This is a genomic window from Myxococcus sp. AB025B (assembly GCF_006518215.1).
GTDB classification, from domain to species: Bacteria; Myxococcota; Myxococcia; order Myxococcales; family Myxococcaceae; genus Myxococcus; species Myxococcus fulvus.
The window spans coordinates 1-15,226 of the sequence record NZ_SRLW01000245.1; the positions used below are offsets into that span (position 1 = coordinate 1).

Genomic DNA, 15,226 nt, shown 5'->3' on the forward strand with positions numbered 1-15,226 from the left:
GGGCGGGCCGTGGGACCCGCGGTGGGCGCAGGACCGGGCTGCGCCGCGGCCGTGGGGCCCGCCGCCGTCGCGGGGGTCGGGCGCGCGGCCGCGAAGGACACCGCGTCCAGCTCACGCAGCAGGAAGGCCAGGCGCAGCAGATGGTCGGCATCCTGCGGGAAGTCCGCGAGAAGCTGCGACACCGAGCGCACACCGTCGATGACCGTGAGCGCGCGAACCTCGTGCGGCGTCAGCCGCAGCTCGCTCGCGGCCACCATCCCGCCCGACTTCATGATGGGCAGGTTGAGCACCGGCATGAGCCGACGCTTGATGTCCGCGGAGGGCATGCGCCGCACCGTGTCGCTGAGCACCGCCCACCGGTTGCCCAGCGGCATGGCCTTGTTGCCCGCCAGCTCCCGCAGCTCGAAGGCGAACATGCCGGACTCGGCGCGCAGGCCCTTGAACAGGATGCTGGAGGCCCGCTGCGCCAGAATCGAGAACGCGCTGGCGGGCTGGAGCAGACCGAGTCCGAAGAGCGCGGCGAGCAGGTCTCCGCCGAAGCGCTCCTTGGCGGACTCGGCTTGCTGGAGCTGCTCGGGCGTGAGCAGTCGCGCGCCCATCAGCGACGTGCCCAGCGAGTCCTCGGGGTGGTTGGAGTCGACGAACTCCGGGTTGCCCTTGCGGAAGTGAATCAGGGTGACCCGGTCCGCGAGCGCCAGCTTGAGCAGGCCCGTCTGCTCCGCGGAGGCGATGCGGCCGTAGAGGTTCAGCGGCGAGGTCTGCTCGAGCTGCCCCTGCGAGGGCATCGCGTAGGGCGAGGACTCCGTGGAGACGGCGGGCGCGGCTCCCGTGGAGGGGAAGGGGGCTGCTGGAGGGACGGCTCCCGCCTGCGGCGTGGCGACCTGGGGCTGTCCGGTGGCCGCGTTGGGCGGCGCGACGGGCCGTGCGACGGCTCCGGGTGCTCCGGGGGCCGCGCCTGGAACTTGAGGCCGTGCGGCCTGCATCGGGTTCCCTTGCGCCCGGGGATCTCCCGGCCGGACCCCTGGGCCCGCCATGGGTGCACCTGGGCCCGCCATGGGTGCACCTGGGCCTGCCATGGGTGCACCTGGTCGAGCCACGGGTGCTCCCGGGCCCGCCATGGGGACACCCGGACCGGCCATCGGGACTCCTGGGCCCGCCATGGGGACACCCGGGCGCGCGCCCGCCATGGGCGCACCAGGGCCCGCCATGGGTGCACCTGGGCCCGCCATGGGGACACCTGGGCGTGCGATCGGCGCGGCGCCTGGCCCCGCCATCGGCACCCCTGGACCGGCGATGGGCACACCGCCTGGGCCCGCCATCGGTACTCCCGGTCCCGCCATCGGCACGCCCGGACCGGCCATGGGAGCCGCACCCGGCCCCGCCATGGGCACACCGCCCGGCCCCGTCACGGGGACACCGCGGCGCGCTACCGGCGCCTGGGGCCCGGGGCCGAGGTTCGCCGGCGCGCCGTCACCCCACAGCTCGCGCGGGAACACCTCGCGGGCCTCGGGGAAGCGCCAGGGGAAGGCGAAGTTCAGCCCGTCCTCGGAGACCTGGAGCTTGCCCTTGATGGCGCCGCTGTCGATGAGCAGCTCGATGGTCGGCAGGGTGAGGGGCCCCCACAGGGTGCCCCTGTCGTTGCGGACCCAATATTGACGGACGTCACCCTCCGCCATGCGCGGCTCTGCTCCATTCCTGCTGCGAGAAGACGGCAACCCTACCGCTCTCCCAGGAAGGCTCAAAGCAGACGGCGGGGCGGAGGGCTCATACCCTGTGTCAGGGCGTGGCCCCGTCCAGCACCGCCATCCCCAGGACCGACAGGCAGGCCGGGTCCGCCTGCTGCTCGACGGGCGGGTCGAAGCAGTGCACCTCGCTGTCGAACACCTTGCAGATGCCCGAGGGCGTGGACGCACACGCCGACTTCGAGAACGCCGTCGTGCACGCATATCCACACGCCGGGCCGGACTCCGTGTTGCGACACTCCGGCGCGGGCATGGCGCGCTTCCAGGTGCACATCGCCGCCGCAGGCGGGTCGAAGCAGGTGATGCGCCCGCTCGAAATCTTGCACACCCCCGCCGGCGTCCGGGTGCACCGCACGCCCTCTGACGCGTTGAGGCAGTTGTAGCCACACGTCAGCTCCACCCCGTTGCTGCGGCAGTCCGCGCGGGGCGTCTCCTTGCCGTACACCGCGAAGACCACCGCCGGCGGGTCGAAGCACTCCACCTCGCCTCCGCGCGCCTTGCACACCCCGGCCGGCGACTTCGCGCACTTCACCCGGCCCGGCTGCGTCACGCAGTGGTAGCCACACGCCACCGCCCCGTCGATGGCCTTGCACTCGGGCTCCGGCAGCGCCGCGCCATACGCCTTCACCACGTACGCCGGCGGGTCGAAGCACACCGCCTGCCCGTCGATGAGCTGACAGCGGCCCTGGGGCGTCTGCGCACAGCGGGCGCGGTTCGAGTCGGACTTGCACCCATATCCACACGCCACCTGGCTGTTCATCATCCGGCAGGTGGGCGCGTTGGGGTCCTGCGAGGGTGGAGCCGAGGCCAGCGTGAGCGCCAGCACGGTGAAGAGGGAGGCGAGCATGAAGACCTCGGAGGTGAAACGACCGGGGCATTGACGCCCAAGGTGGCGGGGGACGCAAGAAGCGAGCAGCCGCGACGGCGCCCGTGGTACCCAGGCGCCGCTCGAGGCGAGGGAGACACAGGGTGGACCTACTGGTGGACGTCAGTGCGCAGCACCTGCTGCTGCTGTGTGTCGCGGCGCTGGTGGCGGGCATGGTGGATGCCATCGCGGGCGGCGGCGGGCTCATCACGCTGCCGGCGCTGCTGACGGCGGGGCTGCCCCCGCACGTGGCGCTGGGGACCAACAAGGGGCAGTCGGTGTTCGGCTCGTTCGCGGCGCTGGTGCGCTTCTCGCGCGCGGGGCTGGTGGACTGGAAGCTGGCGCGGGTGACGTTCCCCTTCGGCCTGGGCGGCGCCTTCGCGGGCGCGGCGCTGGTGCTGCTGGTGAAGCCGGAGGTGCTCAAGCCGCTGGTGCTGGTGCTGCTCATCGCCGTGGCGGTGTTCCTCGCCTTCCGCCGCGCGCCGCCCAAGGCCCCCGCGCACGCGGAGCCCTCGCCCCGCTCGCGCGCCCAGGCCATCGGCGCGCTCATCGCGCTGGCCGTCGGTACCTACGACGGGTTCTTCGGCCCGGGCACGGGCACCTTCCTCATCGTCGGCTTCAACACGCTGCTGGGTCACGGCCTGGCGCGAGCGTCCGCGGACGCGAAGGTGGTGAACTTCGCCTCCAACCTGGCGTCCGTCATCCTGTTCTCGCTCAAGGGCGTGGTGCTGTGGAAGGTGGCGCTGCCCATGGCCGCGGCGCAGTTCACCGGCGCGTGGCTGGGCGCGCACCTGGCGGTGAAGGGCGGCGACACCCTGGTGCGCAAGGTGGTGCTCGCCGTGGTGCTGGCGCTGGTGCTGAAGCTGGGGCGCGACGTGGTGATGGGCTGAGACGGCCTTCAGCCGATGTGCACCAGCAGCGCGCCGTCGCGGCGGGACACCTGGGCGACGAACTTCTGGAGCTCCTCGAAGTAGGAGAGCACCTCCTCGAGCGGGTCGCTGTCCTCGGGCGGCTCATCCCAGGTGCCGGGGTAGATGTCCTGGGCCTGCATCTTCGCCGGGTCGAAGCGGCGGCGCAGCGTGTTCTCGGAGACGTCCTTCAGCGCGGTGGCGAGCGCCTTCACCTGCGCGGGCGCGAAGACGCGCGCGGTGCCCTCGTCGGAGGGGATGTCGCCCACGTCGTCACCGCCGCGGACGAGGAAGTCCAACGGCGCGCTGCCCTCCCACGCGGTGCCGGTGAGCAGGTACTGGAGGGCATGCCACGCCTCGCCGATGTCCAGCTCCAGGAACGCTCCGCCCTTGGGGTCTCCGAAGTCCTCGTCGTCGTCGAGGAAGTCCTCCAGGCGCTCGGGGGCCTGAAGCAGGGCGCCGCGCTGCGCCTCCGTGACGCTGCGCAAGGTGCAGAGCATCTCCATGCGGGGGACCTCGTGTGACGCGAAAGCCGGGGGAAGTGGAGCGGCGCCGGACCCTACCAGTCCCGGGCGAGCGTGCGGAATTTCGATGCGGGCCCGTCCGCCCCCAGGTCCACCGACGCGGGCCGCGAGTCCTCGGAATGCCAGGCTTCCGACGTCGGGCCGTCGTCCTCGCGGGTGGACACCAGGGAGCACGGGTATGCACCGCGGGGTTCGTTGGGTCATCGCCATCGCGGGCGTCGGGGTGTCGCTGTCGCTCGCGGCGCTCCTGCGGCGGCAGCTGGCGCAAGAGCCCCGACCCACGGTCGCCACCGCTCGGGTTTCCGACGTGGGTCCGCCGGACGCGGGCTCGGTACCCATCGAGGACCCCGAGGACCCCCGCACGCTGGCGCCTTCTCGACTGGGGCGCGTCTACGTGCGGACCCTCGACCCCTGGGGGCTCAAGCCGGTGCCGGGAATCACGGTGGCGCTCGTGAGTGAGGGCCGGCCGCGCCGGCTGCATCCGGAGCAGTTGAAGACGGATGCGCAGGGCATGGCCCGCTTCCCCAAGGTGCGCGCGGGCGTGTTTACCGTCTGCGCGAAGGGGCCGCGCCACCTCGAGACGTGCCAGATGAACCTGGAGCTCTCACCGGAGAGCAGCCACACCGTGGAGCTGTCCATGACGGAGCGCTCCACGGCCGCTGGCAGGTGACGCTCAGCAGGGCAGCCAGGGTCCCACGCCGCGCTCGCACGAGTCGTAGCAGACGGAGATGGCCTGGGCGCACACCTCTAGCTGCAGACGCGGCTCTTCATGGGACAGGGCAAGTCGAAGCTGCCCTCCACCCGGATGGTGCGCTCGGTGGCGTCCTTCTTGTTGGCGGAGCTGTGCGTGCGGGCGGTGAACTTGAACGTGCCCGCGACGCCGCGGCCGTCGAACCGGGTCAGCACCAGGACGCCGGGCACGGTGAGCATGTAGTTGACGCCCTTGAGGCGCAGCGCCACGGGCAGCTCGCCGGGCTTCTCGTCCAGCGTGACGAGCGGGTACGCGCCGGGCTTGAAGGGAACGCTCTCCTTGGTGTTCTGCCCGGAGAGGATGCTCAGGCTCGCCGACTGGATGCCGCCCGCGCTGATGCAGTGGATGGACAGGGGGCCGCTCATCGTCCCCTTCGCCGCGAGCTTCGCGGCGGCGGCCTGGACCTTCTTGGGGTCCTGCTTCATCCGGCTGTGGATCTTCTCGTAGACCGCGCGCATCTCCTCGGGAGACATCCAGTGGTCCGAGGTGGCGGACTGCGTGCCGCCCTTGCCGGAGAAGGCCAGCTGCAGGCCTCCCATCACCCGGACCTCACAGGTGCCCTCGCGCCGCGCCGCGAGCGCGGGCAGCGAGCAGAGCATCACGAGGGCGACGGCGGCGGCGTGTCGCATGGGGCGGCTTTCCGGGGCAGGGGGCGGCACGAGGCCGCCCGGTGGTCCCCGGACTGTAGAACGTCAGGGCGTCGGAGAGGCGCTCTTCGGGGTGCCGGTCTCCGGCGGCCGGTCGATTTCCTCGGCCGGGAAGTTGGCGGCCGCCTCCAGGTAGCGCGGCGGCTGGATGCGGCGGCGGTCGCGCTTGTTGAGCCCCTCGGGCTCCACGTAGGTCGGCTCCGCGCCGGCGCGCTGCTCCACGAGGGAGCCGTCGCAGAAGTGCCACCGGAAGGTGCCGTCCATTGCGGCGCGCGCGTAGAACACCGTGGCCTCGCCAATCTTCGGGTCGGCGGTGCACCACGTGCCGCGCGCGGTGGCCTCGCGCTGGGGCGACTCCTCCTTCCACTTGTCCTGGGCCTGGCGCAGCGCCACGGCGGCGAGCACCTTGTCCGCGCCGGACAGCCGCTCGCGCGCCTCCTTCACCAACTCCCCGCCCCGGCGCGAAATCTCCGGGAAGGCGCCCTTGTCCTTGAACCCGCACTGCGCGAGGCCCCGGAGGTTGTTCTCGTGGACCGCCAGCACCGGCGGCAGCGTCTGCTGGGCCTCCTTCAGGAGCTCCACCTGCTTCGCGTGCTCCAGCGAGGCGGGCGTGTCGAGCTTGTCGGTGCCGTTGACGAAGCGCGCCAGCACGCCGTTGACGGCTGTCAGCTCGTCCGACAACCAGCGCTGCTCCGCGTCACAGGGGCTGGCCTTCGCACCCCCGTAGTCTCGGTAGTCCGCTCGGGAGATGCCCAAGCTGTAGTGCAGGACCGGAGGGGCGGGCCGGGACGCGCACGCCGACAGCGACGCGCCCAGGGCCGCGAGCAGGACTCGGCGACCAGTGACCTTCATGACGCCCCAGTCTGCCATCTGGTTTGCGTGCGAACAAACCGCGCGGCGAGCTGGGATGCCATTTTACACTAAGAGTGTGAGGGAGTGACTAGAGCGGGCACACGATGGGCCCGATGCTGCCACAGACGTTGCGGGGGATGAAGTAGTGGCCGAGCGCGTCGCTCCAGTGCGCGTACATCTGGAGGCCGTTGTTACAGCGCACCGAGGGCGTCATGACGATGCAGTGCAGGTCCTCGTTGTACTCCAGGGCGGCCTCCGTCTGGGCCAGCTCGGGGGCGGCCGCCTCGGCCTGCCCGTCCTGGGGCTCGGTGCCACCACAGCCCGCCAGCAGCGCGCCCGCCAACCACAGCCCCTTCATGTTCCAGCTCCGCATGGTGCCTCCAGATGAGCGACCGCTCGGGTCGAACTGAGTAGCAAAAGCATCTGGGTTGCGAGGGTCGCATTCAAAAGTCGCGGACGGCTCCCGCGGGGCGGAGAAATCATGTCCCCTCCCGGGAAGATGGTGCGGGCGCGTCGTTGACCCGTGGGTGGGCGCGCCTCCTCGCGCGTTCCGGACTCGGAGACACGCGATGCGCGGACGCAAGCGGTTCCCTCGGTGCTCGTGGGTGGGAGTGCTGTCGCTGGCCCTGATGTGGGGCACGGGCTGTGGGGAGGCTCCGCCCGACACTCCGGACGCGGCGCTGCCGGACGAGGTGCTGGAGGGGGCCTTCGTGGCGGTGCCTCGGGAGGTGGGGGCCGCCGAGCGGCAGCAGGTGGAGCAGAAGCTGCGAGGCGTGGTGGAGGACTCGGGGCGCGGCTTCTACCTGGCCATCCGTCGGGACCAGCTGGCGGCGAAGTGGTTCTTGTCCGCGTACATCCAGCAGTACCACCCTGGAGGCGCCGCCTACTTCGCGGCCAGCTCGCTGGGCACGCGCGTGGTGAGCTTCAAGGAGCAGAACGGCAAGCTGTTCGTCCTGGATGTGGATGACCGCAAGGTCCTGAGCGACATCTTCGACCCGCAGGTGCTGGTGGAGGCGTATCCCATCGTGGAGGACCACCCGCCGTTCCACCGGCGGCGGGGCTCGGAGCAGTACGTGCTCATCGACCCGGCGGCGGGGCTCAACCGCTTCGGGGTGATGGGGGACCTGAACGCGGTGATGATGCGCGCGCAGTTCCAGGTGGAGCTGAGCCTGGCGCAGAAGCTGCGGCTTATCGCGGACGGCGTCACCTTCGAGCAGGTCTTCACCGGCTACTCGAACCTGCCGGATGACCTGGCGCCGCTGTACCTGGAGGAGAACCCCTTCCGCACGTCGGGCACGCTGAGCCTCGCGCTGCGCCGCTACCAGGAGAGCCCGGGGTACGTGCCCACGCCCTCGCCCGCGCGGGAGCACTACTTCCTGAGCGAGCCGAAGCTGATTCCGAACACGGGAGGCGCCACCGAGCGCGTGGCCGCGAAGTGGGCCATCCAGCCGGGCATGACGCCCATCCGCTGGCGCATCACCCCCAGCCTCCTCACGGTGCAGGCGGACCCTCGCTTCCAGGCGTATGACCTGGTGGGCGCGGTGAAGCGGGGCATCGAGGGATGGAACACGGCCTTCGGCTTCCCGGTGCTCGAGGTGGTGATGGGGGACAGCTCCAGCGACTTCGGCCGCGATGATGAGAACCACCTCATCGTCGACCCGGACCGCGCGGCGTCGTTCGCCTTCGCCGACTGGCGGACCAACCCGAACACCGGCGAGATTCGCGGCGCGAGCATCTACCTGGGCAGCAACTGGCTGGAGGTGGCGCACCAGACTTTCTCGGGGGACGTGGGCGCGCAGGTGGCCGCCGCGCGGCCCGCCTCGTCGCTGCGGATGTCCTGGGCCGGCATGGGGGGGCGAGGCGCGGTGTGACTTCCACGCGGAGGCGCTGCTCGAGCAGGGTGAGGAGGTGGCGGAGCTCCTCGTCGAGCCCGGCTCGCCGTTGACGAAGAAGCAGAAGGTGGAGGCGTACCTCACGTACCTGGTGCTGCACGAGGTGGGGCACACGCTGGGGTTGCGGCACAACTTCGCGGGCTCGCGCGTGTACGACGGCGGCGCGACGGGGGCGCGCTCCAGCTCGGTGATGGAGTACCTGGACCCCCGGGATGCGGTTTACAGCGACACGCCGGGCGCCTACGACGTGCAGGCGGTGCGCTATCTCCATGGCTTGTCCCCGGACCTGCCCGCCGAGCCGTACTGCACGGACGTGGACGCGCGCGTCGACCCGTCCTGCAACCGGTATGACCGCACGGACGAGCCCCTGACGAAGTTCTATGTGCCCGCGATGAACGTGGCGATGAACACCCTGCTGAATGTCTCGCACCCCCTCCTGTATGCGTCGCTGGCGGGCCGGTTCAACGCGACGGCCAACCCCGTGCTCCAGTTCGTGCGCGCGGGCAGCCCGGCGGTGCAGGCGCAGGCGTATCAGCTGGCGATGCAGCAGGTGCGCCCGCCGCTGGTCATCCCTCCTGGGGCTCCCGCCCACTACGCGTCGCGCGCGGATGACCTGGCGCGCAGGCTCCTGGCGCGGCTGTACCTGGACCCGGCGACGCAGCGAGGCCCCTTCAGCGCCAACCCGCCCGACTCCCCCGCGCTGACGTCGCTGGTGCTGGCGGACGTGCAGGGCATCCTGCTCAACGCGGATGGGGTGCGAGGGTACGCCGCGCGCCGCGCCATGGTGGACATCCTGAAGCTCCAGCAGACGCTGGCCGCGCACTCCATCCTGGTGTCCGCGCGGGATTCGCTCACCGCCGCGCTGCCCACGCTGAGCGCCGACGAGAGGCTGCAGACGACGGACCTGATTGCCCGCATCACCGCCGCGCTGTCTCCGTACTACCGCTGAAGGCCATGCGGCGCGCGCTCGGGGGCGGACGACCCCCGAGCGCAGGGCGGCTGTCGCCTGGCGGGCGATTGGCGCAGCGAATCAGGTTCTCCTGTTTTTCAGCTTGATCTTGTCTTTACGGATTGTGTTTGATGTCTGGCGAATCCAAGGAGACGACCATGCGACGAACGCTGAATACCCGGCTGGGATTGATGGTGCTCGTGTCGGTGCTGACCTCGCCTGTGGCCTTTGCCTCGGGCGGTTTTGGGATGTCGTGGCAGAAGCTGAGTCACTCGCAGGGGGTGGACCACATCGGCTGCTCCAACTGCAATGCGTACTCGGGGGAGATGGCGTGTACGCAGGCGCTGCCGGTGCTCTGCATCCAGCAGGACGGCTCCGCGGTTCCGCCGGGCGTGGTGCCGGACTTCTACAACGGCTGGGCGCGTGGGAACGTCGCCACGACGCTCCCCATCCGCGGCACGTCCCTGACGAGCCTGGCGACCGCGAATCAGCTGTGCTCGGACTCCTTCGGCGCGGGCTGGCGGATGGCCGAGTTCCATGACGGCTCTGGCGGTTGGAGCTGGTATGCGTATGGCAACGTCCGGTCCGATACCCGCCTGTGGGTCTACATCAACGACACCGCTGGGAACTGCTGGAACCCCTGAGTCGATTGCACCGCCGTGCTCCTGGCCGCATCTCCCCCTCGAAGGGGGATGCGGGCGAGGGGAAGGTCCGGGCCCAGCTCCTGGACGCAGCCGGGAGGGACCTCGCGTCCGACTTCCAGTGCGTGCTGCTGGATGACCAGGGCTGGCCTGTGGACCGCTTCTTCAAGTCGCTCGGCGCCGCTGTCCGCGCCCCTGACGAAGTCGCTCACGCGCGTGGAGGACCTGGGGCTCGAGTCTGACGACCCCTACGCGGCGAGGCGCTTCGCACTGGCGCCCCGGCCCTGAACGACGGGTTGGCGGCGCGCGCGATTCAGGGCACGCGCCGCCACGCCTGGCTACTCGACGACGACGAGCTTCGCGTTGTTCTCCACGGTGGTGCCTTCCTTGGCGAACAGCTCGGTCACCTTGCCCGCCTTGGGGCTCTTGAGCTCGTTCTCCATCTTCATGGCCTCCACCACCACCAGGCCCTGGCCCTCCTTCACCTCGTCGCCCACCTTCACCAGCACCTTCACCACCTTGCCCGGCATGGGCGCGGTGACCAACTGCTTGCCCTCCACGGAGAAGCCCGCCGTGCCCGCGCGCAGCCGCAGCCGACGCTCGTCCGCGACGTCGAAGCGGCTCACCTGGCCGCGGAGCAGCACGCCCACCTCGTCGCCGTTCTCCTCGAACTCGACGCTGTAGGACTGGCCGTCCACCAACATGCTCATGGTGCCGTGCTCGAGCGCGAGCGCGTCCACCTGGTACGTGACGCCGTTGACGGTGAGCTTGTAGCGCTCGCCACCCAGCGCCTCCAGGTCCACCGGCACCGCTTCCTTCTGTCCCTGCTGCTTCGTGAAATAGCGCATGGAAGTCTCGTGAGCCTCAGGGTGGGGTTAGCGGCGACGCGAGCGCAGCGCCTGGCGCCACGCGCTGACCTGGCCCGTGTCGGAGCTGCTCGCGGCCTTGGCGCCGGGGAGCGTCTTGGCGCGCTTGGCATCGCGCTGGTGCGCGTAGACGACGCTCGCCAGCAGCGCCATCTCGCTGAGCTTCGGGTCCTCCACGCCCTGCAGCGTGGTGTGCTCGCGGCCGAGGAAGCCCGTGTCGTAGTCGCCCTCGACGAACTCCGGGTGCGCCAGAATCGCCCGCAGGTAGCGGATGTTGGTGGTGATGCCCTTCACCACGTACTCGGACAGCGCGCGCTGCGCCCGGGCGATGGCCTCGCGCCGCGTGGGGGCCCACACGGACAGCTTGGAGATCATCGGGTCGTAGACGTTGGGCACCGTGTACCCGGGGAACACGCCCGAGTCGTCGCGCACGTTGGGGCCGCCCGGCACGCGCAGGTAGGTAATCTTGCCCGGGCTGGGCATGAAGTTGCGCGCGGGGTCCTCCGCGTACACGCGCACCTCGATGGAGTGGCCCTGCGGCTCGGGCGCCTGGAGCAGGGGCAGCTTCTCGCCCTCGGCGACCTTGATCTGCAGCGCGACCAGGTCCAGCCCCGTCACCCACTCCGTCACCGGGTGCTCCACCTGGAGGCGCGTGTTCATCTCCAGGAAGTAGAAGTTGCGGTGCACGTCGACCAGGAACTCCACCGTGCCCGCGCCCACGTAGTTGACGGCCTTGGCCGCCTTCACCGCGACCTCGCCCATCTTCGAGCGCAGCTCCGGCGTGAGGATGGGGCTGGGCGTCTCCTCCACCACCTTCTGGTGACGACGCTGCGCCGAGCACTCGCGCTCGTTCAGGTGGATGACGTTGCCGTGCGTGTCGGCGAACACCTGGATTTCGACGTGGTGTGGCTTCTCGAGATACTTCTCGATGTAGACGGCGTCGTTGCCGAAGGCGTTGAGCGCCTCGCTCTTGGCGGAGCGCCACGCGGACTCGAAGTCACCGAGCCCCTCCACGCGGCGCATGCCCTTGCCGCCGCCGCCGCCCGCGGCCTTGAGCATGACGGGGAAGCCGATCTTCTGCGCGTACTCGCGCGCCTCGGCCTCCGTGGCGATGGGCTCGGTGGTGCCGGGGACCACGGGCACGCCGGCCTTGATCATGTTCGCGCGGGCGCGGGTCTTCTCGCCCATGGCGTCCATGGCGGAGGCGGGCGGACCGATGAAGGTGATGCCGGCGGCCTCGCAGGCGCGCACGAAGGAGGCGTTCTCGGAGAGGAAGCCATAGCCGGGGTGGATGGCGTCCGCGCCGGCGGCCTTGGCGGCGTCGAGGATGCGCTGCTGGACCAGGTAGCTCTCCCGGGAGGGCGGAGGGCCGACGAAGATGGCCTGGTCCGCGGTGCGGACATGCAGGGCGGCGCGGTCCGCCTCCGAGTACACCGCCACGGTGGCGATGCCGAGCTCCTTGCAGGTGCGCATCACCCGGATGGCGATCTCGCCGCGATTGGCGACGAGCACTTTGCGGATCTTGGGCATGGGCGCCCGTCTACCACGGGCCGCCTCGTTTTGCCTGGGTTGGATGCGGGCCCCGTTGTTGGCACGGAGCGCGTCCCGACAGGCTCTCGGAGGGAGTGGAGGCTTCCACCTCCACGCTCGAGTCCACCCGGTACGCCTCGAACCCCTTCCGCCCGGAAGACCCCACCGGGCGTCACACGCGCGCGCCCTACTTCCGCGCGCTGCGGTACTGCTCCATGTACGCCCGCGCCTGCGCGAGCTTCGCCTCGACGAACCGGTCATCCTCATCCGGCTCCGGAGGCTTGGACGGCACCGCGGCGGCGTCCCCACCGAAATCCACGGCCGCGGCCAGCAGGTTGCGCGCGGTGTTGCCACCCCCGAGCATCCGCGCCAGCAAGCCCGTCTCCACGTCCAGCCAGCGAGCGGCCTGGCGCATCACATCCAGCACCTCGCCCTCCACGGCCTTGGAGGGACGGCCCGGGCCGCTGACGCACGTGCGCGCGTAGCTGTGCTCCCGGTCCACGAAGATGCCCAGCGTGCGCTCACGGAAGTCCTGGGAGATGGCCTGCGCCATGGCGTCGAGCTGCTCCTCCAGGAAGGGCTGCTCGGACTTGCGCGCCTTGCGGCCAGGGGCCGGGGGCAGGGCCACCTCCGCGGCGTGCCAGCCCGCATCGGCCAGCCCGTCCGGGGGCGTTTCCACCCACTTCACCTCCGGCGTGGGGAGGTCCACCGCCTCGCAGACACGCTTGAGCGTCTGACGCAGTGCGGTGAGGTTGCCTTCGACGTCGGCGAGAAACAGAAGGAGTCGGCGGTGGGGCAAAATGGGGGTTCCTTTCCTGGCCCGGTGAAAGCCCTCGGGCCGCACGAGAATTTCCCGCGCGGCCCGAGCCTGCCTGCTCTCCAGCCGAGGGAGAGCAGGCGTCCAGGGGCCCGGAAGGGAGCCTACAGCGGGATGTTCCCGTGCTTGCGCGGCGGGTTCTCCTGACGCTTGTCCTTCAACATCTCCAGCGCCCGGATGACCTTGGCCCGGGTCTCCTCGGGGCGGATGACCTCGTCGATGTAGCCCAGCTCCGCCGCCTTGAACGGGTTGGCGAACTTCTCGCGGTAGTCGTTCACCAGCTTCGTGCGCTCGGCCGCGGCGTCCTGCGCCTTGTTCAGCTCGTTGCGGAAGATGATGTTGACCGCGCCCTCGGGGGCCATCACGGCGATTTCGGCGGTGGGGTAGGCGTAGTTGATGTCCGCGCGGATGTGCTTGGACGCCATCACGTCGTACGCGCCGCCGTAGGCCTTGCGGGTGATGAGGGTGATTTTGGGGACGGTGGCCTCGGCGAAGGCGTACAGCAGCTTGGCGCCGTGGGTGATGATGCCGCCCCACTCCTGGTCGGTGCCGGGCAGGAAGCCGGGCACGTCCACCAGGGTGAGCAGGGGGATGTTGAAGCAGTCGCAGAAGCGCACGAAGCGCGCGGCCTTCACGCTGGCGTCGATGTCCAGCACGCCGGCGAGCACCGCGGGCTGGTTGGCGACGATGCCCACGCTCTTGCCGTTCATGCGCGCGAAGCCCACGACGATGTTGCGCGCGTAGTGCTCCTGCACCTCGAAGAAGTGCTTGTTGTCGACGACGGCCTTGATGATGTCCTTGATGTCGTAGGGCTTGTTGGGGTTGCTCGGGACAATCGTCTTGAGCGACTCCTCGGCCCGGAACGGGTCGTCGTCACACGGCTGGACGGGCGGGTCCTCCTGGTTGTTGGAGGGCAGGAACGACAACAGCTCGCGCGTCATGACGATGGCGGCCTGCTCGTTCTCCGCGGCGAAGTGCGCCACGCCGGACTTCTGGTTGTGCGTCAGCGCGCCGCCCAGGGACTCCTTCGACACCTCCTCGTGCGTCACCGTCTTGATGACGTCCGGGCCGGTGATGAACATGTACGAGGTGTCCTTCACCATCATGATGAAGTCGGTGATGGCGGGCGAGTACACCGCGCCGCCCGCGCACGGGCCCATGATGAGCGAAATCTGGGGGACCACCCCGGAGGCCAGCGTGTTGCGCAGGAAGATGTCCGCGTAGCCCGCGAGGCTCTCCACGCCCTCCTGGATGCGCGCGCCGCCGGAGTCGTTCAGGCCGATGACAGGCGCGCCCACGCGGGTGGCCATGTCCATGATCTTGCAGATCTTCTGGGCATAGGCGCCGGACAGCGAGCCGCCGAAGACGGTGAAGTCCTGGGCGAAGACGAACACCTGGCGGCCCTCGACGGTGCCGTAGCCGGTGACGACGCCGTCGCCCGGAATCTTCTTGTCGCCCATGCCGAAGTCGGTGGAGCGATGGGTGACGAACTTGTCCAGCTCGCAGAAGGAGCCGGGGTCGAGGAGCAGGTCGATGCGCTCGCGAGCGGTGAGCTTGCCGGCCTCGTGCTGTTTGGCGATGCGGTCCGCACCGCCGCCCAGCTCGGCCTGCTTCTCCATCTGCTGGAGGCGTGCGCGGAGGGGGTCCTTCTCGGTGGTCTCGTCCATGGGCCCGCGCTCTAGCACGATTGGGGCGCTCGCGCGCTGCCCGCCTTCGCTCAGGCGGCGTGTCTGGCGGGGTCGTCCTTTACCGGGCCCCTCAGGACGGGGAGCAGCGCGTCCACTGCCAACAAGTCCAGGCCGTAGCGCTGGCGGACCTCTTCCAGGGGGCGCGCCCACAGCTCGCGCCAGGGGGCGCCGAACACGGGGTGGGCGCGGCGTCCCAGCACCCAACCCCGGGCGAGCGCCTGGACGCGGGCGTCGCGCTCGGAGAAGGCATAGAAGAGGGTGTTGGCGAGCCCGCCGGTGAGGATGCCGAGCGCGAAGGGGGTGCCCACCTGCGCCAGGCTGAAGGCCTGGACGCCCAGTTCCCCGGCCACGTCGGTGTCGAAGCCGGTGACCACGTGCCAGAGGTCGTGGGACTCGAGCAGGTGCGCGCGCACGTAGTCCTCGGGGGTGTGGGCCTCGCGCTGGGGCAGGGCGTCGGGGTCCAGGCCGTTGCGCTCCAGGTGGTCGATGAACGCGCGGCCCAGGGTGCCTTCGGGCAGGGCTCGCAGCGTGGCGAGCGGGAGGCGGCCCACGCG

At 70.4% G+C, this 15,226-nt stretch carries 17 protein-coding genes; 6 read left to right on the forward strand and 11 right to left on the reverse strand.

The window, feature by feature from the left end; genetic code table 11:
• A partial coding sequence (locus FL311_RS45510; protein WP_368668600.1) for a DUF4388 domain-containing protein occupies window positions 1-983 on the reverse strand: 983 nt, incomplete at its 3' end.
• 793 nt (window positions 984-1,776) lie between these two features.
• Window positions 1,777-2,589, reverse strand: a complete 813-nt coding sequence (locus FL311_RS31565) for a hypothetical protein (protein WP_141331010.1) — start codon at window positions 2,587-2,589, stop codon at window positions 1,777-1,779.
• 134 nt (window positions 2,590-2,723) lie between these two features.
• Here FL311_RS31565 and FL311_RS31570 point away from each other — a divergent pair, with 134 nt between their 5' ends.
• Complete coding sequence (locus FL311_RS31570) at window positions 2,724-3,497, forward strand: TSUP family transporter (protein ID WP_141331030.1); 774 nt, start codon at window positions 2,724-2,726, stop codon at window positions 3,495-3,497.
• Between the two features lie 8 nt (window positions 3,498-3,505).
• On the opposite strand, the gene FL311_RS31575 is transcribed toward FL311_RS31570, so the two are convergent.
• The gene (locus FL311_RS31575) at window positions 3,506-4,021 is read right to left on the reverse strand and encodes a YfbM family protein (RefSeq protein ID WP_141331012.1); all 516 of its coding nucleotides are present in this window, start codon (window positions 4,019-4,021) and stop codon (window positions 3,506-3,508) included.
• A 196-nt stretch (window positions 4,022-4,217) separates the two neighbouring features.
• Between FL311_RS31575 and FL311_RS31580 the strand changes: the two genes are divergently transcribed.
• The gene (locus tag FL311_RS31580) at window positions 4,218-4,709 is read left to right on the forward strand and encodes a hypothetical protein (protein ID WP_141331014.1); all 492 of its coding nucleotides are present in this window, start codon (window positions 4,218-4,220) and stop codon (window positions 4,707-4,709) included.
• Between the two features lie 77 nt (window positions 4,710-4,786).
• Here the strand turns inward: FL311_RS31580 and FL311_RS31585 are convergent, their stop codons facing one another.
• The 3 genes from FL311_RS31585 to FL311_RS45515 form a co-directional block, all read right to left on the reverse strand.
• Complete coding sequence (locus FL311_RS31585; RefSeq protein ID WP_141331016.1) at window positions 4,787-5,419, reverse strand: hypothetical protein; 633 nt, start codon at window positions 5,417-5,419, stop codon at window positions 4,787-4,789.
• Between the two features lie 63 nt (window positions 5,420-5,482).
• Window positions 5,483-6,289, reverse strand: a complete 807-nt coding sequence (locus FL311_RS31590; RefSeq protein WP_141331018.1) for a hypothetical protein — start codon at window positions 6,287-6,289, stop codon at window positions 5,483-5,485.
• An 88-nt stretch (window positions 6,290-6,377) separates the two neighbouring features.
• Window positions 6,378-6,662 (reverse strand): hypothetical protein, encoded by a 285-nt coding sequence (locus tag FL311_RS45515; protein ID WP_228557205.1) that lies wholly within the window; start codon window positions 6,660-6,662, stop codon window positions 6,378-6,380.
• A 196-nt stretch (window positions 6,663-6,858) separates the two neighbouring features.
• On the opposite strand from FL311_RS45515, the gene FL311_RS44330 reads away from it, so the two are divergent.
• The 4 genes from FL311_RS44330 (at window position 6,859) to FL311_RS31610 (ending at window position 10,059) form a co-directional block, all read left to right on the forward strand.
• Window positions 6,859-8,160, forward strand: coding sequence for a hypothetical protein (locus FL311_RS44330; protein WP_194869437.1), 1,302 nt, complete (start codon window positions 6,859-6,861; stop codon window positions 8,158-8,160).
• Between the two features lie 37 nt (window positions 8,161-8,197).
• A complete protein-coding gene (locus FL311_RS44335; protein ID WP_194869438.1) occupies window positions 8,198-9,130 on the forward strand; it encodes a zinc-dependent metalloprotease in 933 nt (310 codons plus the stop codon).
• A 158-nt stretch (window positions 9,131-9,288) separates the two neighbouring features.
• On the forward strand, window positions 9,289-9,774 hold the full coding sequence (locus FL311_RS31605; RefSeq protein WP_141331020.1) for a flagellar hook-length control protein: 486 nt from the start codon (window positions 9,289-9,291) through the stop codon (window positions 9,772-9,774).
• A 132-nt stretch (window positions 9,775-9,906) separates the two neighbouring features.
• Complete coding sequence (locus tag FL311_RS31610) at window positions 9,907-10,059, forward strand: hypothetical protein (protein WP_153882711.1); 153 nt, start codon at window positions 9,907-9,909, stop codon at window positions 10,057-10,059.
• A 50-nt stretch (window positions 10,060-10,109) separates the two neighbouring features.
• Here FL311_RS31610 and FL311_RS31615 read toward each other — a convergent pair whose 3' ends face one another.
• The 5 genes from FL311_RS31615 to FL311_RS31635 all read right to left on the reverse strand — a co-directional run.
• Entirely contained in the window at window positions 10,110-10,619 is a 510-nt protein-coding gene (locus FL311_RS31615) for a biotin/lipoyl-containing protein (RefSeq protein ID WP_141331022.1), read from the reverse strand.
• Between the two features lie 27 nt (window positions 10,620-10,646).
• Entirely contained in the window at window positions 10,647-12,167 is a 1,521-nt protein-coding gene (gene accC / locus FL311_RS31620; RefSeq protein WP_141331024.1) for an acetyl-CoA carboxylase biotin carboxylase subunit, read from the reverse strand.
• A 187-nt stretch (window positions 12,168-12,354) separates the two neighbouring features.
• The gene (locus tag FL311_RS31625; protein WP_046711263.1) at window positions 12,355-12,966 is read right to left on the reverse strand and encodes a hypothetical protein; all 612 of its coding nucleotides are present in this window, start codon (window positions 12,964-12,966) and stop codon (window positions 12,355-12,357) included.
• 122 nt (window positions 12,967-13,088) lie between these two features.
• Window positions 13,089-14,651: an acyl-CoA carboxylase subunit beta gene (locus FL311_RS31630; RefSeq protein WP_141331026.1), complete on the reverse strand. Its 1,563-nt coding sequence runs from the start codon at window positions 14,649-14,651 to the stop codon at window positions 13,089-13,091.
• Window positions 14,652-14,701: 50 nt separating this feature from the next.
• Window positions 14,702-15,226 (reverse strand): Coq4 family protein (locus FL311_RS31635; protein WP_141331028.1); only part of this gene is annotated, 525 nt, incomplete at its 5' end.